Origin of the sequence: Paenibacillus sp. FSL R5-0490 (assembly GCF_001956215.1) — a bacterium.
Taxonomy (GTDB): Bacteria; Bacillota; Bacilli; order Bacillales; family Cytobacillaceae; genus Cytobacillus.
In genome coordinates, this window is the sequence record NZ_MRTQ01000037.1 from 1 (window position 1) to 19,343 (window position 19,343).

Consider the following 19,343-nt stretch of genomic DNA (forward strand, 5'->3'; position numbering starts at 1 on the left):
TCCTTATCCCCCACTGATTGTTAGTTGAGGCCCACAGGAAGTGGGTCACAAAGACGTTGCCACAGGACGTGGCGTTCTTAGTCTTTGCTCTTCTTTTCGGGCCTTTACGGGCAGTTTGACCCCTGCTTATCCTCCTTTGATTCCTCTGAGTCTTGAAGCAGGTGTCTTACTGCCCGTTAGACTGCGATAAAAAGCCCGGGAATCCTCCCCGGACTTCATTCTTCCTATTTAATCCCCAAAATGGCAATTGTTATGACAGCCAGCAACAGGCTCAGCAGCAATGACATGCCCCAATGCTTCTTTTCCGTCATCTTGAATAACACATTCATTACGGAACTGATTGCCAGAAAAAGAAAGAAAACAAATAAGAAAATCATAAATTCCATTATCTCTTAACCTGCCTTCTGCCCTGTTTTCGCAAGGCAATAAGAAGAGCTTCCCATCATCATCCCTCCGAAGATCCCCATGAAACTGCCGGCAATTGCCCAATAGGCAGACAGAAAGATGCCGGACATAAGCAAAATCAGCCCTCCTATAAACAGGGCCATTCCCACTTTCATTCTGCATCTCCCCCCTGTTCCTTAATCTAACTCTTTCACAACAGCCATTTCTTTCCCAAATCGGTCGCCATGATTCACAAACCCCAAACTTGCATAAAGATTGTGGGCTCCCAGATTCTCTGGATGGTAGCCTACTGCAAGTTTTTTCGCATTTGGCAGTTTCCCCATCTCCGTAATCATCAGTTCGGTCGCTTTTTTTCCTATTCCCTTGCCTTGGTACTCCTTATCAACCATAATCCGATAAATCCAGTAAGCATCCAATTCTTCAATACATGTATTAAACATTAAGAAGCCGACAGCTTTATCCTCCAGGTAAATCACGTACGGTCTCAGCGCCGATTCAAATTTAGATTGCGCAATAGAAACTGCATTTGGCTCCATATAGGCTTTTTGTTCCTCTGATAGCTCTAATAAACAGCAATCATACCAATTGTCTGATGTAACTTCTTCAATTTTCACTTTGCCAGTATTCAAAATAAATTTCCCCTTTTCACGTTTTGGGGAAACGCTGTTATTAATTAGGCGTTCTCCCCTTATTTTGATTCATAATAACTAAATTTTTATTTAGCATATTGAACGCCTCCTTTTACCAAATTGTCAGAAAAAAACAAGACCCACTCATTATACTATATTATTCCAGTAAATGCGCACATCGGATTTCAGTTATTTTTTCTATGGAAAGGCCATATATAATATATTGATTCAGCAAAAAAGAGGAGGATGCGATCATATGCCAGCGAAGCAAATTCGTTTACGGAGAATTCAAAGCCTTGCTCACGACATTATGCTAGAAATGAACTCACAGGAAGACCATAAGAAGAATGAATCATATAGAACAGTCATTGACCACCTTTCACGTGCAATTGGGGAACTATCTGATCCATCGGGTGATTATTCATTGGATTATGTAGAAGAAAAAGTAGGCACTGCCCATTATAAAATCTTTAAAAACATGAAAAAACTGACTCCGCTTCGAAAAACAAAAGAATCAGCATGGTAAATTTTTTTGAATGAAACTGATAATTATTATCAATAATAAATAGCAGGAAGGTAACCAGATCGGTTACCCTCCCCTCAGACTTACATTCCCGGCTCAAACGTTTTACAGTCTGTTTCTTTGCTGTTGGACGCCTGCTTGCCTTTATGGCTGACAACATAAATAGCTTCTGCAGCGCACTTATTTCCCTGTTCCCAATAAGTGCAGTTATTTACTTCACAAAGAACATCTTTAGCCATGTATATCACCTCCTGGCCATATTTTCTTCAATTCAGGATGGTGATATACTAGTCCATTTATTTATCTGAATTCCATTCTTCCTTCAGAATCGCATAATAATATTCATCCCACCACTCATCCCCATGTGGAATGCACTTTTTGAAAAAACCTTCCCGCCTCATGCCGATTTTCTCCATCACCCGGTAAGACGGCGGGTTCTCGGGCTGGCAGGTTGCGATAATTCTGTGCAGGCCAAGCTTTTCGAAGCCATATTTCAGAACCGCATATGCTGCTTCTGATGCGTAGCCTTTATTATAAAACTTCGGATTAAATACCCAGCCGATTTCATATGTATGATTACCGAAATACTTATGAAACCCTATATGGCCGATCAGAATATCCCCTTCTATAAAAACAGGGAAATGTTCAGCTTTCTCTATATTTTTGCGGATAAACTCTTTTGCAGCTTCTTCTGTGAATACACCTTCCGGAATGTATCTCATCACATCCGGGTTTGCTGTATACTCATAAACTGCCTGCCAGTCTTCTGATGTAAACTTACGGATTATTAGCCTCTCTGTTTTAAGCTCCATTTCTTAACCCCTATTCAGCTGTTTTCATCCTATGTATGTTCGTTGATTTCAGCCGTATTACCTTTAAAAATTGCTGAGCGCACATAAATTTTTTTATCCGCTCAGAAAATACAGATATCCGCTCAGAAAAAATCTTATGAGGACCTATTTCTCAGCTATCCGCACAGAAGTTTTCCCGACACACCTTTTATTCGAAAAATACTGGTCCATTTCTGCTAATTCAGCTCTAGGATATTACTTTCCTGCCTTTTTCAGCTATTGGAGCAGGTTTTCCAAACAAATACCCCTGAAACAGCTGATATCCTCTGTCCCGGAGCCACTCAAAGTCTTCCCTGGTCTCCACACCCTCAGCAAGCGGGACGGACCCCATCTTCAATGCCTGCTGTAAAAAAGCTTCCGCTGTTTTCTGTTTATCTGGATCTGTGGACACGCCCTGAACATATTTCATATCCAGCTTCATATAATGCGGCTGCAGCTCGCTCAATAACTCGATCGTGCTGAACCCGGCGCCTACATCATCCAGTGCATAGCGGAATCCTTTTTCCCTATAATAAGCGAGGATCCTTTTCAAATGATCCGTATCCTCCACTTTATCTGTTTCCACCACCTCAAATACGAGCCGATTCGGATCCACTCCTAAGCGGTTCGCAAGCTGTACCGTTGACTTCAGGCAGAACTCAGGCGAGTAAATGCTTGTTGGTATAAAATTGATGAAGGCCTTTTTATCAATAAACGAAGCAAATCTGACCGCCGTCATGCGGCACAAGCGATCGAGCGCATACAATCTCCCGCGCTTTCTGGCTGCACCAAATATTTCTCCCGGAAAAATCACCGACCCATCCTCCGTATAAAATCTCGCCAGCATTTCATAGGCGAAAACTTCTTCATCTCTATTGAGAATCGGCTGTGCATGGCAGGTAACCAGCCCATTGGCAATCACTTCATCAATCCACTGGCTATCCAGGATCTCAGCAGCCTCCGCAATGGGGCGCCACGCGTCATCGGCCAACCTGAAGCTGACACATTCAGCTTCCATATGCTCCCTGCAAAAATCAAGAAAATCCCGCATGCCATCTTCCTTCAGCACGAACCGGTCTGATTTTGCTTCCACCAAAACGCCTTTTCTCTCCAAATGCTCAGCTACACTTGAAAACATTCGGCAATTTAGTTCTCCATATGCCTTTACCTCAAAGCGCAAATCCTCCACCCTACAAGCATTACAGCTCATCCTAAGCACACCCTTATTATGTAATAGTTCTATTTTACTATATTACCGGATTGCTTATAGGTGAAACGCATTGAATCAGTTTTTAAAATAAAAAGAATGAATGATTAATGCAACAAGATAGTCGTGATTGTTTTCCTCCACATTGATTTCCTGAACACCGCTAATAATATGACTCCGTTTTAATCTGCCAAGCACGGCTGTTTCTCTAGTTAAAGTAATGGCTGACATTACCGATGAGGCGGAGGATATATAAGAAACGTCATGGAATCTGTATTCAATAGCTTCTTTTAATTTTGCTGCATTCTTTAAAGTGATGACTGTATGAGCTTCTCCTATTTGCGTTCCGTTCTTATAAATCCTCCATTGATCCTGCTGGCTTATCCACTTTTTACGATACCAGCGTACATCATACAAATCCTGGTCAATGCGCACCTCAAAAGACAAATACCAATTTAACCCGAAACTATCTCCTATGACATACTGCCATCTCTGTGGAAAATAACGTTTAACGTACCCTCTCAGGTTTTGTCCTTTAAAGAGCGGCTTTTCAATCATTAACGACTTTTGGATGTGATAAAATGACCAGTCATCCTTGGATTTCGGCAGATAAGCCCGCTCCCTTTCTGCAAGTCTCTTGCTAATGAAAAAAATCACAATAGATGCAGCAGGAAACAAAAAGGCAGCCGCAAACATAGCGGGTTCAAATGCGTCAAATACCAAATACCGCGCAAGCAAGGCTAATATAAACAAAACAAAAATAATATTTAATTGAATCATTATGTTCACCTCAAATAAAAGACTACCCCCAGCCTCAGCCGGAGATAGCCTCTTTATTAATCACTCATACCGCAAAGATTCAATCGGACTCAGCCTAGAGGCTTTATTAGCCGGAAGCAGTCCGAATATAATGCCGATTGCCATTGAGAAGAATAGGGCTCCGGCGACGACCTGCCATGAAATGAGCGATGGCCATCCCGCAAAGAATGAAATGAGGGATGCCGAACCCCAGCCCAGCAGAATACCCAGCACTCCGCCGATCAAGGTAAGGGTGACAGATTCGATTAGAAACTGTCCCATAATTTGTCCCCTGGTCGCTCCGAGTGCTTTACGGATGCCGATTTCCCTCGTTCTTTCTGTAACAGACACGAGCATGATATTCATGACGCCAATTCCCCCGACAAACAGCGAGATTCCGGCGATACTGCCGATGATTAACGTCATGACCTTTGTAATCTGGCCGATTCCTTCTGCCATTTCTTCCATGTTGATGACCATATAAGATTCTTCTGTATTATGCATCTTGTTAAGTAAGCTGGCAGCCTTCTTTCCAGCCGTCTGAAGCTGATCAGCAGATTCAGCCTGAAGTGTCACCTGGGTAAAGTCACTTTTCCCATAAATAGTCTGCCATGTTTTGGTAGGCACATAGATCTCCAGAACACCGAATGAAAAGAGTCCTGTCGGCTTTTCCATGACGCCAATAATCTCAATCGGCTGGTTCCCAATCCGGATCACTTCGCCAACCGGCGACTTGCCGTCAAAGAGCTCCTCCTTTATTGAAAAGCTGACAAGCCCTACCCTGCGTCCGCCAAGGAAATCGGCAGCCGTGAAGGATCGCCCTTTTTCCAGGTCCACATTGTTCAGCTCAAAATACGCAGGGCCAACTCCTGTCGTTGATGTCTCTGCAGTCTGTTCTCCATATGAAGCCTGTGAAAACTGTGAGCTTGAAGCAACTACCCGTTTAACCTCTGGAATCTGCTCCAGTGCTTTGATATCTTCCCCATCAAAAGGAGCTTCATTAAATATGTTCGGGTTTGCCTGAATTTCCTCCTCAGAAGGCTGATAAAATAATTCCACTGTATTGCCCGGGCCTGTCAGCTGCGTTTTCAGCATCGCTTCTCCGCCCTGGCCGATGGCAACCACAATGATGACAGCCCCAACACCAATAATGATTCCGATCATGGTTAAAATCGATCTCATTTTATGCGCCTTCAATGAGCTGAGCGCCATTTTGATATTTTCTAAAAAGCTCATACAGGCGCCCCCCTCAGGGAAGGTTCAGCGTTCACAATCAGCCCGTCCCTCACCATAATCGTGTGATGAGCATATTCTGCTATCTCAGGTTCATGTGTCACCATTACAATTGTTGATCCTTCATGGTTCAGCTCACTGAACAGCTCCATAATGGAGGCACTTGTTTTCGTATCCAGTGCACCTGTCGGTTCATCCGCCAAGATGATTTTCGGCTCATTCACAATCGCCCGGGCGATGGCAACCCGCTGCTTCTGCCCTCCTGATAAGGCATTCGGCAGATGCCCCATCCGATCGGCAAGTCCCACTTTAACCAGCGCAGCTTCCGCCCGTTCCAATCGTTCCTTTTTAGCAAGACCGCTATAAATCATTGGCAGCTCTACATTTTGAATAGCCGTCAGCCTCGGAAGCAGATGAAACTGCTGAAACACAAACCCGATCGACTGATTTCTGACCTTTGCCAGCTCTGCTTCCGGGTAATGGGATATATTCTCTCCATCCAGTTCATATATTCCTTCTGTCGGCAGATCGAGGCATCCAATAATATTCATAAGTGTGGATTTGCCCGATCCGGATGGCCCCATAATGGCTACAGAATCACCTTGCTCAATGCTTAGATTAATACCTTTTAATACTTCAATGCTTTCTTTTCCCACCTGATAGGACTTGGTTATGCCTGTTAAGTTGATCATTCCGCATCCACTTCCACGCCATCTTTCAGCTGATCTGATGGATTCGTAATGATCAAATCCTTCTCTTCAAGTCCGCCTGTTATCTCGATTTTATTCCCGGAAGCAACACCAGTCTCCACTTCCTGTTTGTAGCTTTTCTGATCCCTGACCACGAATACATATACACTGCTGTCTCCCGTTACCACTGCGTTTGCAGGAACAGTGAGTGCCTTCTTCTTATCCGTTTCGATTTCCATTATGAGCTGAAAACCCGGTTTCAGGGACATTTCCTTTACCGAAATCTCCACCCGATACTGCGGCGCATTATTTTCCGCAGGGTTTATTCCCTGGTTCTCTTCAGGCATGTCAGCCACTTCGCTGACTTCACCTTTCCATTCCTTGTCAGGAATCGCATCGGAACGGAGGGTTACTTTTTGCCCCTCACTGACCTTCAATGAATCGAATTCTGAAAGCATGCCAGATGCTCCAATCGCTTTCAGATCCCCAATATAAATGACTGGCTTTCCTGCCGAAGATGGGTCGGATGACGCTGCTTTGTTCACCTGGAGCACCACTCCATCCATCGTGCTCTTAATCTCTAATTCTTCCAGGCGTTTTTCAATATCCTTCTTCTGCAAAAGCACCTGGCTTAATTCCAGATTCGCCAATCGCTTTTCCAGCTTAAGCTGATCCCTTTCAGGCTGTATCTGTTTTTCAGCTTCTTTTTTTCCAGCCTGTTTGCGCAGCTCTTTTTCCTTATCATCCAGCTCATCTTCCTGTTTTTCCAGCTGATTGATTTTTAAATAACCTGATTCAGCCTGGAGTTTAACTTTTTCAAGTTCCAGTGTTAATGCCTGCTCATCAAACCTGGCCAGAACCTCTCCTTTTTTGACTGAATCCCCTTCTTCCACAAGGAACTCCTTTATTTCTCCTTTTTCGGGAGAAGCATATATCTTGTGTTCATTTACCAGCTTCACTGTACCGGGAATCATGATCTGTTCTGTTATTTCCTCCTGCACCGGATGGGCAGTTTTTACTTCAGGCCCTTTGGCGAAAGCCTGTCTGTAGATGCTCACGCCAGCCATCAGCAAAACCACAGCCGTCACTCCGATGGCAATCCAAACTTTCTTTTTCATTTAAACACCAGTCATTCCTGAGACGGTATTGCTGAGTAAAGCAAACAGAATGCCAATAATGAAGAACGCAATCGCAATGCCCCAAGCCCAGCCTTTTGATAATCCTGCCACCCTCTGCAGCCCTATCGCCGTGATAACCGACTGCCAAATACTGAATAATTCAATAGAACCTAAGATTCCCGGCTTTTCACTATTCATCAGCCCTGCTAAACTAGTAATAAAAATTTCCGGATTTCCGCCGATAGCGGCTCTCAATGCCATGTTAAGGATAAGACCAAAACCGCCAATCACAATAATGTGGACATTCATAGAGAACAGCTGTTTAAACGTCGCATCTGATCCGGCAATCTTCGTGAAAATCATATAGATGGCACTTGAAATCAGCGCCACAAATACCGGAGTGAAAATACCTGTAATGGCAACTCCGCCCCTGGCAAACATCATCACCATTTCCGCTTCCGCGTCACTCATCCCTTCGAGGCCCAGATAAGATGCATCCATCGACATTGCCATTAAAAACATGCCAATTGCATAAATAATACTCACCAAAATGAGCGGCACCCAAACCCTCGGATTTTGGCGGATCCGGTCAAACTGCTCCCCCGGACTCCAAATCATCCCTAGCAAACTAGGTTTTTTACTGCTCGTTTTTACTTCCTGTTCCATATAGAACACTCCTATTCTAGTTAAAAATAATTCCACTATGCATTACGGAAATATATAGAAAAGGTTTCAAAAAATTACATTTTCACCCTAAAAAATAAAAAAAAACATGGGGACGGTTCTCATGTTTTCCCCATGTTCTTCATTGCAAAAGCTTATTCGCACCCGGCCGGGACGGATCAAAAACTCGTTTAACATCAAAAAAATCTTTTAAAACATCACTTTGTCCAGTTAACGCTGCACGCATACGAATCCCGTCTACATTTATGCGTGCTTGCCGGAAGTAATCCGGTCCTATCTGAGACCAGTAGGTGTTTGATGCATCAACATTGGCATAATATGCAAAACCCAGGCTTTTCAATAAATCATATTTATCACCTGAATACTGGTGCCAGTCTCCAATGTCACTGCCAAACGCGAATATTATGGTGTTTACAGGTCCTGTGATCGGTTCAACCTCTCTTTTCCATTTAAGCAGATCTTTTTCTAAATGTTCTGGAGATGCCTTCCCTGCATCAAGGTGTCCCCACGTATGTGACGCAAATGTCCACCCCTTTTGCTTCATTGCATTTGCTGCTTTTTTCGCCTGCTGCTGATCCTTTTTTATATTTGGATTATGCTTTTCACTATTCGGGCCATAGGTGGTCTCAGAAGTTCGATATCCTAATACTCCGTTATATCCGGTTAATGCAATAATTCCTTTTGATCCCTTATAGGAAAAATCCGGGTGCTGTTCAACAAAGTCATCCACGATGGGAACCAGGTCATAAGCCCCTTGAATGGATTCCCCTTTGTCATTTAGATAAGTATTTGTGATATCTCCATTAGTATCGAGCGTTAAGTTTTGGGGAAATCCGTCTCCCCTCATGTACTCATAATAACTGACATCATCCTGCGACAGCACCAATGGTTTTTTATCTGGAGGCAATAGAATATCCTGATAAACCATTTCCCCCTCTGAATTGAGTTTTGCAATATCCTCAAGATTAACAAGGATGTATCCTCTTTCGTATAATTCGTTTAAGATTTCTTTACATTCATCAATGGTTACCATGTAATCCTGATAACCTTGAGTCATACTGTCACCATCAAATGCCTTGGATGCATCCACAATCAATGAGTGAAAAAATAAATGAGGAATCTTGCTGTTGTCTAGCCATTTGACGAGATGATTCCTTTGTTTTTCGTAAGCATCTAAAGCCCTTTGTATGTCTTCATCTTCAGAAATACCTGATTGCTTTAATAGTGTAATAGCTTTTTCGTAATCATATTGTTGGGATGAAACCTTAGCCTCGGCTAACAGCTGTTCTTTCTCTTCCCTCGTCATGCTGGGGATGGCCTTTTTTTCAAGGCCGCTCTCCTGAGTAGAATGGTAGTTTACTGCCGCCATGTCTGCTGATGATTTGAAATTCTGACAGCCTGCCATAATAAAAAGACTGAGCATAGCTCCGACCAAAGCAAAACACTTCTTCATTTGAAGGCACTCCTTTGTAATGATTGAGTGTATTTTCTTCGTATCAGAGGGTACCGCAAATACTTATGGAGTTATAAAGAACCCTCTCGTTTTATAGACGAAAGAGATCCTTTTTTTGTTTCTGTATTTTTAAAACCAGGAGATTTCTCCCCTGGTATCTTACCTACACAGCCTTCCGCTGAAAATAAAAATAGCCGCCCAGATAAAACAGTAAAAAGAATCCCCCGATCACAGTCATAAGCTGCTCCCATGGAATAAAGAAAATGTCACCGCTATCGGATGTGGGATACATCATGGCAAACGGCTGTGCCCACGGATAATAGGGACCCACTTTCTCTGAATTCATTGCCAGAATGGATGGCAGCGTAAAAACGACATTGACTGCAAAAGGCGCCGCAAAGCTTTTGAACCAGACAGACATCCACAGCTGCAGTGCGACTAATGGGAACGCTGCGACCCAGCCTCCAAGTATGCTCTTCCAGACAATCTCCGCCGGAAAAGGATCAGCTACGCCTTTATATAATCCTGCTCCTGCAATAGCGGCCAAATAAAATAACTGGATAAACAATACCAATAACAGGATCAGAACATACTTAGCAGCAAATACTTTCCCTCTTGTGACTGGCAGTGCCAGCAGCTGCTTCCAGCCCCCGGCCTGATGCTCATACCTGCAGACAAGGCTTGCCAGGACTCCCGTCACTAACGGTAAAAAGAAAACCGCATAAGGCAAATTCATATAGATCAGAAGCATATACCATTCATTCATCATCCCCGCTGCTTCAGCTGTATCTGTCCCAATCCCCGCACCAAGACCAATCAGTGGACCCACTAATAGGATGCCGATCATGTTTGATTTGCGCAGTTTAAACCATTCCGATTTCAAAATAGTAAGCATTATTTCACATCCCTTCTCACAAAATCAATCATTCCTGCTGCGTATAATAATATGCCTGCTCCGGCACCAAGCAGGACGTTGATGAGAGGTTCCTCCCAGTCGTTCAGCAGCAGCGGCCATTTCCAGATCAGCCAATCCGGTAAAGCATAGCCGGCATAGGTCAAGATCACACCCAGAATGCCCAGAGTGATTGGCACACCCTGGTTCACACTCACGGTCGCTACCCAAAGCTGCAGCGCCAAAACAGGCAATGCCGCAAAAAAAGGATAAAAACTATATTTCAGCAGTCCGGCATACGGAATCTCACCGCCCAAATCCAAAGAGGTTCCAAAAGCAAGCGTGAACAGCAGCAAAAGCACAGAAGAAATCAAAAGCAGAACTGACAGCACCGTGAATTTTGATAAATACACGCTCATTTTCGAAACAGGCAGTGCCATCAGCTGTTTCCAGGCATTCGTTTCATTTTCAATGCTCGACATAAAAGACGTCAGGATGACGATGCCCAGCACAATCGCCAGCGGTGTGAATGAATGAATATTGTCCAAATAATATCCCCAGCGGTCATCATTCTGACCGAACAAATACTCCTTGCGCACTCCATAATTGACCATCTGCATGGCTACTACCCCAATAGGACCCAGGATGGTCAGGAACCAGATTCCTTTCCGCTTGATTTTCATAAATTCGGCTGACAGCAATTTCCCCATCATCCGGCCTGCTCCTCCCTTGTCATTTGCAGGAATATGTCTTCCAATGACCGCTTTTCTTCTTCTACCCGGTAAACGGAAAATCCGTCTGCCACAAGTCCGCGTACGGCTTCAGCCACTTTTTCATCCGACTGCTGGGGCAGCGAAATGATGCCATTATCCAAACTTGCCTTCAATCCCCTTCCAAGCAGGGCACGCCAGGCTTTATCACTCTCGCTGACCTTTAATAGAACGGACTGCTGTGCAAACATGCGCATCGTTTCAATAGAGTCCTGAAATATCATTTTTCCTTTTGTCACAATCCCAACTGTTGTCGCCATCTGGTCAATCTCCGATAATAGATGGCTGGAGATCAGCACGGTCATTCCGCATTCAGATGGCAGGCTTTTAATTAAATTGCGAATCTCAATAATTCCTGAAGGATCCAAACCGTTTGTCGGCTCATCCAAAATCAGCAGTTCGGGGTTATTCAACAGTGAAGCAGCAATCCCAAGCCTCTGCTTCATCCCAAGCGAGAAGCCCTTTACTTTTTTATCCCCGGCAGCTGTCAGCCGGACAATTTCCAGCACTTCATCGATTCTCTGTTTCGGTACACCCACTATTTTTCTCATGGCTTCCAGATTTTCTTTTGCCGTTAAATGCGGATAATAGGATGGTGACTCCACAAGCGAGCCCACACGTCTCAATATATTTAATCTTTCTTTCTTTAAATCATTTTGGAAGATTTCAATTCTGCCGGAAGTAGGCTTCATGAGTCCCAACAGCATCCGGATTGTAGTCGTTTTCCCTGCCCCGTTCGGTCCCAGAAATCCGTAAATCTCACCTTTTGGTATTTTCATTTCCAGTCCTGATACTGCTTTCTCCTGACCAAAGTGCTTTGATAAATTTTCTGTTCTTACGACATACTCCATTCCTCTCACCTCAAATTCCATCTTATCCGGCGAAGGTTAAAACAAAGGTGGAGGGAAGTTTAAAATTTGTTTAAAAAATGACACTTTTCCCCTCTGCTATGCGTCTAATACAGCAGAGAGGAGTAAACATAATGACGTTTAAAAAACTGTTTAACATTGGGTACGCGGTATTCCTGATTGCCTGCTTACTCGTATATTTCCTTATTCCGCACACCTATGGCTGGGTTGTCCTGGTTACACTGGCTGTTCTTTTTGGCATCTATCAAGTGTTTATCTTATGGAAAATGAAGCAAAAAAGGAGCACCTCCTGAGGCTGCTCCTAATGTTTTCTAATGATTTTAATTACTGTACCACTGTCACCGGACTCAATCTCCCACTCAAGCTTCATACCCTTTACCATCATATCCACTATCGATAAGCCAATCCCCGCTCCCTTTTCATTGGAACTGTTTTTCAGCCCTTTACCATGATCAATAAAAACAATGGCATCGCAATCTTCGGTGGATAATGTCGCCACTTCAAGGTAAAGCCCATCCTTCGCATGCCGCAGCACATTTTGCAGAATGTTATCAAAAATACGGCCCAGCCACATTGGATCGGCCTGCCATTTCTTCTCAAATGGCTCTAACTCGATGTTCACTTCAAAGCCTTCCTTCTCAAAGACAGGATACCAGGACGCCATATTTTCACGAACAAACCGGACCGCATCCAGCTCGATCAGCTCCTGCTTATGCTTGCTCGCCATTAAAAGCGTGTAGCTCATTAAATTTTCTATTAGTCTATCAATTTTGATGATTGAGGTTTCCAGTGCTTTGACAGCCTGCTTCCCTTCAGGAGACAGATCTTCTTTTGCGATAGAATAGGTTTGCGCATTGATCTTCGTCAAAGGCGTACGCAGATCATGTGACAGATTCGCAATCAGCTCCCTCCGCAGCTGCTCTTCCTCCTGCTCGCGCCGCTTGCTTTCTTTAAGCTCCTCGACCATCTCATTAAACGTCTGTTCCAGCTGGCCGATTTCATCATTCTTTTGCACATCGATACCGATTGGCAGGCTGTCCATATCCCGTCTTTCCATTGCCTCCTGGAGATGGAGCAGCCTTTTGCGAATGCCCCGGAAAAATAAAAAGGAGACGATGATAAACAGAGAAATGATCAAAAGCAGGCCTGCTCCCAGGAAGATTCCGTATTTATCTGCAACCTGGACCATCGGAGGAAGAAACAAATTACGCGGTATCTCAAGAACGATAAAACCATTTTTCTCATCCCCGCCAATAAAGCTAATGACTGTATAAGGATCACCGCCATACCTCTCCTTAATAAACTTCGCTGTAAAGGCAGGCGTCCACTGAACAGGAAGATTCGACTTCACATCCCGCTGCTCCATCAGATTTCCCATTTCATCTACCCAAAACATCGAAGCATCAGAATACGTCTTTTTCCATTCAGCAAATAGACTGCTAACGGATTCCCTTGAGGCGTTCTCGAGTTCTGCTGCATCAGCATGCCATTTTTCTTCAATCTGCTTTGGTTCGTATTTATTGCCCTGCCCTCCTAAAATGTCTTCCTCGAGACCCATAACCAGCAATGCCACAAGTAAATAAGCTGCCTGAAACAGAAATAAGGCAACCAGAATAATCGCCATATACCTCGACTGCAGCGATTGAAAAAATTTTTTCATATCTTCACCCTGTAGCCGATTCCGCGGATGGTCTCAATGATTTCCGGACGCGATGGATTCTTCTCAAGCTTTTCACGAAGGTAGCGGATATGAACCATCAGGGTTTTATCGCCCTCCATGTATTGTTCTCCCCAGATGCCTTCATAGAGCTGTTCTTTTGTCAGTATCTGATTCAGATGGCGAATAAAGAACTGAAAGAGCTGATACTGCTTGCCTGTCAATTGAATTTCACGGTCTGCCTCCTGGTCGATAATCCGCATATCCTTTGTATGTACCTGCAGGTGGTGAAGCTCCAGCACCTGATCATTCTTTTGAAATCGCCTTAACAATACTTCAATCCTCGCAGCAAGCTCATCCGGCTGGAAAGGCTTTGTCAAGTAATCATCCGCAAAGCTCAGGCCCTCCAGCTTATCCTCCACCGCCGTCCTTGCAGAAAGCATAAGTACCGGCATGTCATTCTTTATTTTCTTAATCCGCTTCCCAAGCGAAAACCCGTCAAGCCCGGGAAGCATCACATCCAAAATTGCCATATCCGCTTCAGAAAGATAGCCTTCCATCCCTTCCCCGGACTGCAGCCAGATCACCTCATGGCCTCTTTCCCCTAAATCATTTTTCAGCCAGCTGCCAATATCACTTTCATCTTCTATGTATAAGATTCGCGCCATACTCTCCACCCTTTAACTTATCTTTTATTAATCTGCTATTTCAGGAGATTTTGCTAGGCAAAAAAACATCCGCCCTTATATACGAATGCTTCTTCTATACTTTTAATGCAGTTTCTCTTTTACAGAGTCCCGGAATTCGCTGTTTGTCATAAATTCAAGCTGAAAACTGTTCATATTCCTTGAAAGCTCTTTAATTTCCCTATCGCTCAAATCATTTGCCAGGAAAGCCATTTCTGTACGATTGCCCTCTTTATCGGCTGCATACATGCTGATGGTAAAAACAAAGGCTGTTGAGCCGCTCTTTTGCCCTGCATGCTGAAGCCACTCCTGGTTTCTCGGGTTTTTCATCAGCTGTTCCATCCCGGGATCCAAATAAGAATGGACTTCCTTGGAAAAATAGCTTTTGCTGTTTAATAGCTTCATAAGCTCTGCATAGTCACCAGCAGAAGCACGCGGAAGCCTGTCAGACCATACCTTTTGAAATTCCATATCCAGAACCTTCAGCACTTCCTCCTTATCCTGTTCTTGCGGCGGGTTGCTTTCCCATTTTTGATGAATTTTTCTACCTCTCTTTCGATACTCTTCAAGACTCATGCTCTTCAATTCCTTAAGTGCTTCCTCTTTTGACAAACCCTTATCCTCCATAAGTTCCATCGGAATAAACAGGGCACTGACAATCGGATACACCTCTTCATGACTGGAAAGCTGCAGATCATCAGAGAGCTTATTCACATTTTCAATCCCCAGAACTTTTAACAGGTAATCGGTATTGGCATTTGAACTATAGGCGATCATCCCATTAGCCACTTCGCTCAATGGCACATTTTCCGCATCATCTGTAAGGCTATTAATCCAAGCCTCGTGGGCTCCGCCATCTGTATTAGGAACATAATAGTTTTCCAGTGTTTTTAAATCGACTTTTTGCTGCGGGTCTATTTTTCCCTCTGCTGCCTGGCGCGCGTATTCGATTGCCACTATGATTTTAACCGTACTTGCCAAAGGCAGCGGCATGTCCTTATTGATGCTAACCCAATCCTCATCGTTATGGCGAATAACCATAGCCATATTTTCTGTTCCTTTGTGTTCTTGCACATAATCAATTACCGACTCAGGATCCCCGCTGCTCTTACTCTTGAGATACATGAACCCAGCTAAAACAGCTGCTGCTAACATTAGAATGACTCCCGTACTGATCCAAACCATCTTCAAAAGGAAACCTCCATAATTATCTTTTATTTATTACATACGAAAGCTAATCCCAGAGGTTTCAATTTTATGGAAAAAACTATTTAATTTTCACTTCATCTATCCGGCTCTTATACCAGGTATGGAAGAATGAAGCCCATTCCGCCGGTACATTTTCTATGCCGGCATGCTGAACAGGCTTCCCTCGGTTTACAGTCTGTATAGAGGCCAGACCAAACATTTTTTGCCAGCGTGTTGCCGTTACTTCTGCCTCAATGATTTTACTGCGTTTGGAGATAAAGACCCGTGTACCAATAATCCCGGTCTTAAATTGGATAAAAGAGCCATTGATTAAGTACCGTGCATTTGCATATCCAGCTGTCCTTGCAAACACAACCAGAATGATTAAAATGACAGAAGCCGCTATCCAGGTATCCCCAAACCCCATAAACTCAGGCTTAAAATAAGAAAGGGCTGCTGTCGAGATGATCCATAGCCAGCTTGGCGATAATAGGCTTGCCCATAAGGCGTTTTTCGGAAGCGGAACCATGGACTGTGAAACCTCATAAGCCGGCAAAATCTCCTCTGCTAACTTATAGGCCCGATCCACAGGCAGAAAAGGAAATAGTGAATTTACACCTTCCTTCTCCTCTCCCTCCATAACATCACCTGCCGCCGCCAGCTTAACTTCAGCCACTCCAGCCAAACGTTTCATAGCATTTTGCTTAATTTCGATGGCCTGAACCCGGTCTTTTGAAATGGAGAAAGAGGTTTCTTCCAAGAAACCCTTGCGGATATAAATCCGTTTTTCATCAGATAAGATTTCATATTTTCCATACTTTATATACGTGCGCAGAAAACCTGCCAGTACTGATAAAAGCAGAAAAAAGATGAGTGCAGAAGCCTGCACCTGCCATGATGAAAAATGCACTTTTAAAAAGTCCAGTCCTCTTTCTTCCAAATCGATAAATTCTGATGCTTTTGTATAAATGGAAGCAATCAGTGACAGCAGCACAAGGAAACTCAGCGAAGTATATGATGCTTTTATAAGATCTTTTTTTTCAGGTGTGAAATGCAGTGTTCTTCCGCTCATATCCGGCATTTCTGCTTCTGTTTCCGCTGAAACCTTCTCCTCCAGCCAGGCAGCTCCCTTTAAAGAAATCACTTTGAACTCAACTGCAGAATCAATACCCTCCATTCCTGTTTCAAGTGTAAGAGATGTGACACCAAATAACCGGTGAAGAATGGACGTATGCCTATGGGTATTCTGAACTTTAGAAAATGGCACAGTCTGCTTAGAACGGACAAAAACTCCTTTAGATAAATGAATTTCTGCATCGTCAACCGTATACTTATTTGAAAGCCATTTTAAGAAAATTGATATTCCAGCCAAGGCAAGAAACGGAAGAAAAAGATTGCGTCCCCATACAATTAAAAAGAATTGTGAATCGGCTTTCATCACAAATAAAAACAGGGCGATAAATGTTGCATTTCTCAGTAATTGAATAACTCCAAATAACATATGAAGCGGATGATATCTTCTGGCTTGCTTCATTCGTCTTCTTCCTTTATTTTGGCATATTTGGCTATCTGATTTCTTAATGAGGCCGCCTCACCTTCCGGCAGAGCCGGAATCGTGTGAGAGGAACCCATTGTCCCCATAGTCACTGAATATAGCCCGTATTTCCTCATAATGGGACCCTGTACGGTTTCAACCGATTGTACTTTTGTCATGGGAATCAGCAGATGCTTTTCCTGCCATACCCCTGACTTCATCTGTACATATTCTTCATCCACATCATAGCGCCAGCTTTTATACTTAATAAACGGTGATATAAAAGACCAAATTGCAGCTGGGATCGAGACAATTAATAAGATAATTAGAACCCAGCCGATCCATTCCTTCCATGAGAATAAATCATCCAGATAAAACAAAACTCCCAGAACAGCAAATCCGATGATATTCTGGATCACCTCAGAGATGATCCATACCCGGATAGCCCTTGGCGATATCCGGTTTTGAGGCTCCTTTATATTTACGAGCATATAAATCTCCTATCTGTTTTCCATATATTATTCATTTAAAAAGATTTCTTCCAGAGAAGGCTCTTCAATTTCCACCCTCAGAACATCCGCCTTGCATTGTGTGAATGCCCTTATCATTTCAGCAATCTTTTTCTCATCGCTGATCGTGATCACTGTATAAGCGTCCCCGTGTTCAAGCAGACTGCCAGCTGACTCAAGCCACTGCTTCAGCTTTGCCCGTTCCTGCATTGGCGCATTGGAGTGTTTTATCTTGACCGTTATGGTTGAACGGTAAAATGCCCGCAGCTCTTCCATCGTTCCAATCTTATCAATGATTCCATCCCGCATGATGGCAATCCTTGAGCAAATCTTCTCCACTTCATCCAGGTTATGAGATGTCATGAAGATTGTCTTTCCCTGCTTTTGAAGCTCTTTAATGAGCCGGTGTATGAGAATGGCGGATTCTGCATCCATACCCGATGTAGGCTCGTCGAGAAAAACCAGCTCAGGATCATGTATAATCGCTTGAGCAATCCCGAGTTTCTTTTTCATGCCAAAGGAGAATTTGCCTGCTTTCTTATTGGCATGAGATAAGAGATCCACACTTCTCAGAACCTCCATGCATTTTTCTTTCGTAGCCCTGGCGCCCGATAGCTCAGAGAAAAAACGCAAATGATCCAGAGCGGTCCATGCCCCATAGAAAGATGAATAATCCGGCATAACCCCCACTCTTTTCATCATTTTGGTATCAGGACCTTCTATCCCGAGGAGTGAATACGTTCCGCTGCTCGGAGAAATGATGCCTGTCAGCATATTAATAAAGGTGGACTTTCCTGCACCGTTACGCCCCAGAAATCCAAATATCTCTCCTTTTCTTACGGTTAAGTCTATTCCCAGGACCACCTGTTGGGCACCATAGGATTTTGAGAGCTGTTTCGCTTCGATGGCATTCATCAGCACTCCCTCCTTTTAAAAACAGCATTTGCAGCCAGCATCATCATACCAGCCAATCCCAATATGACTAGAAATGTAAAATCATCCCGCTCCAAATAGTAGAAAGGAACAAAGTACTTCATCCAATTCACCCAGCCGTTTGGTGTAAAAGCAGCCCAAAAGCCAAACGCCGGCAGCAAAAGCCCAAGAATATTGCCCAGGAACATGGTATACCCCGGCCTTGGAATGAGAACGGACAACAGCAAAGCCAAAGCCGCCTGATACGTCACCAGACTCAGCGTCTGAGAAAAGATGAACAGATCGAACTTCCTTGAAAAAATACTGATAAGCAAAAAGGACACTGTAATGCAGACAAACCAGAACATCCATATTCCGAGGAATTTCCCGTATACTATAGCTGATCGTGACACCCTGGTCACAAGAAACCTCATGGTACGTTCGTGGACCTCTCTGTTTATTGTGTCGTGTGATAAACCGAATACAAATAATTGGCCAAGAAGCAAAATGACAGTTAAAAGGCCAATTGTGTGGATATCCTCGGTCTCTCCTGCAGTCAAATCCGCACCTGATGCTATGAAACTGGAAAATTTCGCCGCATAATACGAAACTGCAAATAGTATAGCGATTATAATAATCGATTTAAAACTTTTAAAAAGGCTTATAAACTCTCTCTTGCACATCATAAACATGAATCCTTGCTCCCTTCAGCCTGATATGACTAAAGTATAAATGCTGAAGCTTAACCTATCTGAAA

24 protein-coding genes are annotated in these 19,343 nt (G+C 43.6%); 2 read left to right on the top strand and 22 right to left on the bottom strand.

Annotated features, from left to right (window positions below; all coding sequences use genetic code 11):
• Positions 1 to 224: 224 nt before the first annotated feature.
• Genes BK139_RS24190 through BK139_RS21930 form a run of 3 tightly spaced genes read right to left on the bottom strand, consistent with a single transcriptional unit; the run spans position 225 to position 1,034 of the window.
• Positions 225 to 386, bottom strand: coding sequence for a hypothetical protein (locus BK139_RS24190; protein WP_175609177.1), 162 nt, complete (start codon positions 384 to 386; stop codon positions 225 to 227).
• A 6-nt stretch (positions 387 to 392) separates the two neighbouring features.
• Positions 393 to 560 carry a hypothetical protein gene (locus BK139_RS24195; protein ID WP_175609178.1) on the bottom strand — a complete coding sequence of 56 codons (168 nt, stop codon included), beginning with the start codon at positions 558 to 560 and terminating at the stop codon, positions 393 to 395.
• Positions 561 to 581: 21 nt separating this feature from the next.
• Complete coding sequence (locus BK139_RS21930; protein ID WP_076263040.1) at positions 582 to 1,034, bottom strand: GNAT family N-acetyltransferase; 453 nt, start codon at positions 1,032 to 1,034, stop codon at positions 582 to 584.
• A gap of 256 nt (positions 1,035 to 1,290) precedes the next feature.
• On the opposite strand from BK139_RS21930, the gene BK139_RS21935 reads away from it, so the two are divergent.
• A complete protein-coding gene (locus BK139_RS21935) occupies positions 1,291 to 1,560 on the top strand; it encodes a hypothetical protein (RefSeq protein WP_076263042.1) in 270 nt (89 codons plus the stop codon).
• 80 nt (positions 1,561 to 1,640) lie between these two features.
• On the opposite strand, the gene BK139_RS21940 is transcribed toward BK139_RS21935, so the two are convergent.
• From BK139_RS21940 to BK139_RS21995, 12 genes are all read right to left on the bottom strand, one after another.
• Positions 1,641 to 1,796: a DUF1540 domain-containing protein gene (locus BK139_RS21940; protein ID WP_076263044.1), complete on the bottom strand. Its 156-nt coding sequence runs from the start codon at positions 1,794 to 1,796 to the stop codon at positions 1,641 to 1,643.
• A gap of 57 nt (positions 1,797 to 1,853) precedes the next feature.
• Positions 1,854 to 2,369 (bottom strand): GNAT family N-acetyltransferase, encoded by a 516-nt coding sequence (locus tag BK139_RS21945; RefSeq protein WP_076263046.1) that lies wholly within the window; start codon positions 2,367 to 2,369, stop codon positions 1,854 to 1,856.
• A gap of 226 nt (positions 2,370 to 2,595) precedes the next feature.
• A complete protein-coding gene (locus BK139_RS21950; RefSeq protein ID WP_076263048.1) occupies positions 2,596 to 3,597 on the bottom strand; it encodes an EAL domain-containing protein in 1,002 nt (333 codons plus the stop codon).
• A gap of 75 nt (positions 3,598 to 3,672) precedes the next feature.
• Complete coding sequence (locus tag BK139_RS21955; RefSeq protein ID WP_076263051.1) at positions 3,673 to 4,374, bottom strand: tubby C-terminal domain-like protein; 702 nt, start codon at positions 4,372 to 4,374, stop codon at positions 3,673 to 3,675.
• Between the two features lie 60 nt (positions 4,375 to 4,434).
• The gene (locus tag BK139_RS21960; protein ID WP_076263053.1) at positions 4,435 to 5,628 is read right to left on the bottom strand and encodes an ABC transporter permease; all 1,194 of its coding nucleotides are present in this window, start codon (positions 5,626 to 5,628) and stop codon (positions 4,435 to 4,437) included.
• A complete protein-coding gene (locus BK139_RS21965; RefSeq protein ID WP_076263055.1) occupies positions 5,625 to 6,317 on the bottom strand; it encodes an ABC transporter ATP-binding protein in 693 nt (230 codons plus the stop codon). Before BK139_RS21965 ends, BK139_RS21960 begins: the two co-directional genes overlap by 4 nt.
• Positions 6,314 to 7,432 carry an efflux RND transporter periplasmic adaptor subunit gene (locus BK139_RS21970; protein ID WP_076263058.1) on the bottom strand — a complete coding sequence of 373 codons (1,119 nt, stop codon included), beginning with the start codon at positions 7,430 to 7,432 and terminating at the stop codon, positions 6,314 to 6,316. Before BK139_RS21970 ends, BK139_RS21965 begins: the two co-directional genes overlap by 4 nt.
• Positions 7,433 to 8,098, bottom strand: a complete 666-nt coding sequence (gene yknW, locus BK139_RS21975) for a YknW family membrane protein (protein WP_076263061.1) — start codon at positions 8,096 to 8,098, stop codon at positions 7,433 to 7,435. It lies immediately after the preceding gene.
• A gap of 139 nt (positions 8,099 to 8,237) precedes the next feature.
• Entirely contained in the window at positions 8,238 to 9,569 is a 1,332-nt protein-coding gene (locus BK139_RS21980) for a polysaccharide deacetylase family protein (protein WP_076263063.1), read from the bottom strand.
• A gap of 163 nt (positions 9,570 to 9,732) precedes the next feature.
• Positions 9,733 to 10,464: an ABC transporter permease gene (locus BK139_RS21985; RefSeq protein ID WP_076263065.1), complete on the bottom strand. Its 732-nt coding sequence runs from the start codon at positions 10,462 to 10,464 to the stop codon at positions 9,733 to 9,735.
• A complete protein-coding gene (locus tag BK139_RS21990) occupies positions 10,464 to 11,174 on the bottom strand; it encodes an ABC transporter permease (RefSeq protein WP_076263068.1) in 711 nt (236 codons plus the stop codon). The genes BK139_RS21985 and BK139_RS21990 overlap by 1 nt, the downstream gene beginning before the upstream one ends.
• Positions 11,171 to 12,082 (bottom strand): ABC transporter ATP-binding protein, encoded by a 912-nt coding sequence (locus tag BK139_RS21995; protein ID WP_076263071.1) that lies wholly within the window; start codon positions 12,080 to 12,082, stop codon positions 11,171 to 11,173. Before BK139_RS21995 ends, BK139_RS21990 begins: the two co-directional genes overlap by 4 nt.
• Before the next feature lie 131 nt (positions 12,083 to 12,213).
• Here BK139_RS21995 and BK139_RS22000 point away from each other — a divergent pair, with 131 nt between their 5' ends.
• Complete coding sequence (locus BK139_RS22000) at positions 12,214 to 12,393, top strand: hypothetical protein (RefSeq protein WP_076263073.1); 180 nt, start codon at positions 12,214 to 12,216, stop codon at positions 12,391 to 12,393.
• Positions 12,394 to 12,401: 8 nt separating this feature from the next.
• Here BK139_RS22000 and BK139_RS22005 read toward each other — a convergent pair whose 3' ends face one another.
• From BK139_RS22005 to BK139_RS22035, 7 genes are all read right to left on the bottom strand, one after another.
• Entirely contained in the window at positions 12,402 to 13,760 is a 1,359-nt protein-coding gene (locus tag BK139_RS22005) for a sensor histidine kinase (protein WP_076263075.1), read from the bottom strand.
• Positions 13,757 to 14,425 carry a response regulator transcription factor gene (locus tag BK139_RS22010; RefSeq protein ID WP_076263077.1) on the bottom strand — a complete coding sequence of 223 codons (669 nt, stop codon included), beginning with the start codon at positions 14,423 to 14,425 and terminating at the stop codon, positions 13,757 to 13,759. Before BK139_RS22010 ends, BK139_RS22005 begins: the two co-directional genes overlap by 4 nt.
• A 102-nt stretch (positions 14,426 to 14,527) precedes the next feature.
• Positions 14,528 to 15,628: a serine hydrolase gene (locus BK139_RS22015; RefSeq protein ID WP_076263120.1), complete on the bottom strand. Its 1,101-nt coding sequence runs from the start codon at positions 15,626 to 15,628 to the stop codon at positions 14,528 to 14,530.
• Between the two features lie 82 nt (positions 15,629 to 15,710).
• A complete protein-coding gene (locus BK139_RS22020; RefSeq protein WP_076263080.1) occupies positions 15,711 to 17,165 on the bottom strand; it encodes a PH domain-containing protein in 1,455 nt (484 codons plus the stop codon).
• On the bottom strand, positions 17,162 to 17,656 hold the full coding sequence (locus BK139_RS22025) for a PH domain-containing protein (RefSeq protein ID WP_076263082.1): 495 nt from the start codon (positions 17,654 to 17,656) through the stop codon (positions 17,162 to 17,164). Before BK139_RS22025 ends, BK139_RS22020 begins: the two co-directional genes overlap by 4 nt.
• Before the next feature lie 27 nt (positions 17,657 to 17,683).
• Positions 17,684 to 18,589, bottom strand: coding sequence for an ABC transporter ATP-binding protein (locus BK139_RS22030; protein WP_076263084.1), 906 nt, complete (start codon positions 18,587 to 18,589; stop codon positions 17,684 to 17,686).
• On the bottom strand, positions 18,589 to 19,278 hold the full coding sequence (locus BK139_RS22035; protein WP_076263087.1) for an ABC transporter permease: 690 nt from the start codon (positions 19,276 to 19,278) through the stop codon (positions 18,589 to 18,591). The genes BK139_RS22030 and BK139_RS22035 overlap by 1 nt, the downstream gene beginning before the upstream one ends.
• Positions 19,279 to 19,343: the final 65 nt, after the last annotated feature.

Excerpts from the sequence above, each read along its gene's own strand:
- BK139_RS24190 (WP_175609177.1), bottom strand. The coding sequence starts at position 386 with ATGGAATTTATGATTTTCTTATTTGTTTTCTTTCTTTTTCTGGCAATC.
- BK139_RS24195 (WP_175609178.1), bottom strand. The coding sequence starts at position 560 with ATGAAAGTGGGAATGGCCCTGTTTATAGGAGGGCTGATTTTGCTTATG.
- BK139_RS21935 (WP_076263042.1), top strand. The coding sequence starts at position 1,291 with ATGCCAGCGAAGCAAATTCGTTTACGGAGAATTCAAAGCCTTGCTCAC.
- BK139_RS21940 (WP_076263044.1), bottom strand. The coding sequence starts at position 1,796 with ATGGCTAAAGATGTTCTTTGTGAAGTAAATAACTGCACTTATTGGGAA.
- BK139_RS21945 (WP_076263046.1), bottom strand. The coding sequence starts at position 2,369 with ATGGAGCTTAAAACAGAGAGGCTAATAATCCGTAAGTTTACATCAGAA.
- BK139_RS21950 (WP_076263048.1), bottom strand. The coding sequence starts at position 3,597 with ATGAGCTGTAATGCTTGTAGGGTGGAGGATTTGCGCTTTGAGGTAAAG.
- BK139_RS21955 (WP_076263051.1), bottom strand. The coding sequence starts at position 4,374 with ATGATTCAATTAAATATTATTTTTGTTTTGTTTATATTAGCCTTGCTT.
- BK139_RS21960 (WP_076263053.1), bottom strand. The coding sequence starts at position 5,628 with ATGAGCTTTTTAGAAAATATCAAAATGGCGCTCAGCTCATTGAAGGCG.
- BK139_RS21965 (WP_076263055.1), bottom strand. The coding sequence starts at position 6,317 with ATGATCAACTTAACAGGCATAACCAAGTCCTATCAGGTGGGAAAAGAA.
- BK139_RS21970 (WP_076263058.1), bottom strand. The coding sequence starts at position 7,432 with ATGAAAAAGAAAGTTTGGATTGCCATCGGAGTGACGGCTGTGGTTTTG.
- yknW (WP_076263061.1), bottom strand. The coding sequence starts at position 8,098 with ATGGAACAGGAAGTAAAAACGAGCAGTAAAAAACCTAGTTTGCTAGGG.
- BK139_RS21980 (WP_076263063.1), bottom strand. The coding sequence starts at position 9,569 with ATGAAGAAGTGTTTTGCTTTGGTCGGAGCTATGCTCAGTCTTTTTATT.
- BK139_RS21985 (WP_076263065.1), bottom strand. The coding sequence starts at position 10,464 with ATGCTTACTATTTTGAAATCGGAATGGTTTAAACTGCGCAAATCAAAC.
- BK139_RS21990 (WP_076263068.1), bottom strand. The coding sequence starts at position 11,174 with ATGATGGGGAAATTGCTGTCAGCCGAATTTATGAAAATCAAGCGGAAA.
- BK139_RS21995 (WP_076263071.1), bottom strand. The coding sequence starts at position 12,082 with ATGGAGTATGTCGTAAGAACAGAAAATTTATCAAAGCACTTTGGTCAG.
- BK139_RS22000 (WP_076263073.1), top strand. The coding sequence starts at position 12,214 with ATGACGTTTAAAAAACTGTTTAACATTGGGTACGCGGTATTCCTGATT.
- BK139_RS22005 (WP_076263075.1), bottom strand. The coding sequence starts at position 13,760 with ATGAAAAAATTTTTTCAATCGCTGCAGTCGAGGTATATGGCGATTATT.
- BK139_RS22010 (WP_076263077.1), bottom strand. The coding sequence starts at position 14,425 with ATGGCGCGAATCTTATACATAGAAGATGAAAGTGATATTGGCAGCTGG.
- BK139_RS22015 (WP_076263120.1), bottom strand. The coding sequence starts at position 15,628 with ATGGTTTGGATCAGTACGGGAGTCATTCTAATGTTAGCAGCAGCTGTT.
- BK139_RS22020 (WP_076263080.1), bottom strand. The coding sequence starts at position 17,165 with ATGAAGCAAGCCAGAAGATATCATCCGCTTCATATGTTATTTGGAGTT.
- BK139_RS22025 (WP_076263082.1), bottom strand. The coding sequence starts at position 17,656 with ATGCTCGTAAATATAAAGGAGCCTCAAAACCGGATATCGCCAAGGGCT.
- BK139_RS22030 (WP_076263084.1), bottom strand. The coding sequence starts at position 18,589 with ATGAATGCCATCGAAGCGAAACAGCTCTCAAAATCCTATGGTGCCCAA.
- BK139_RS22035 (WP_076263087.1), bottom strand. The coding sequence starts at position 19,278 with ATGTTTATGATGTGCAAGAGAGAGTTTATAAGCCTTTTTAAAAGTTTT.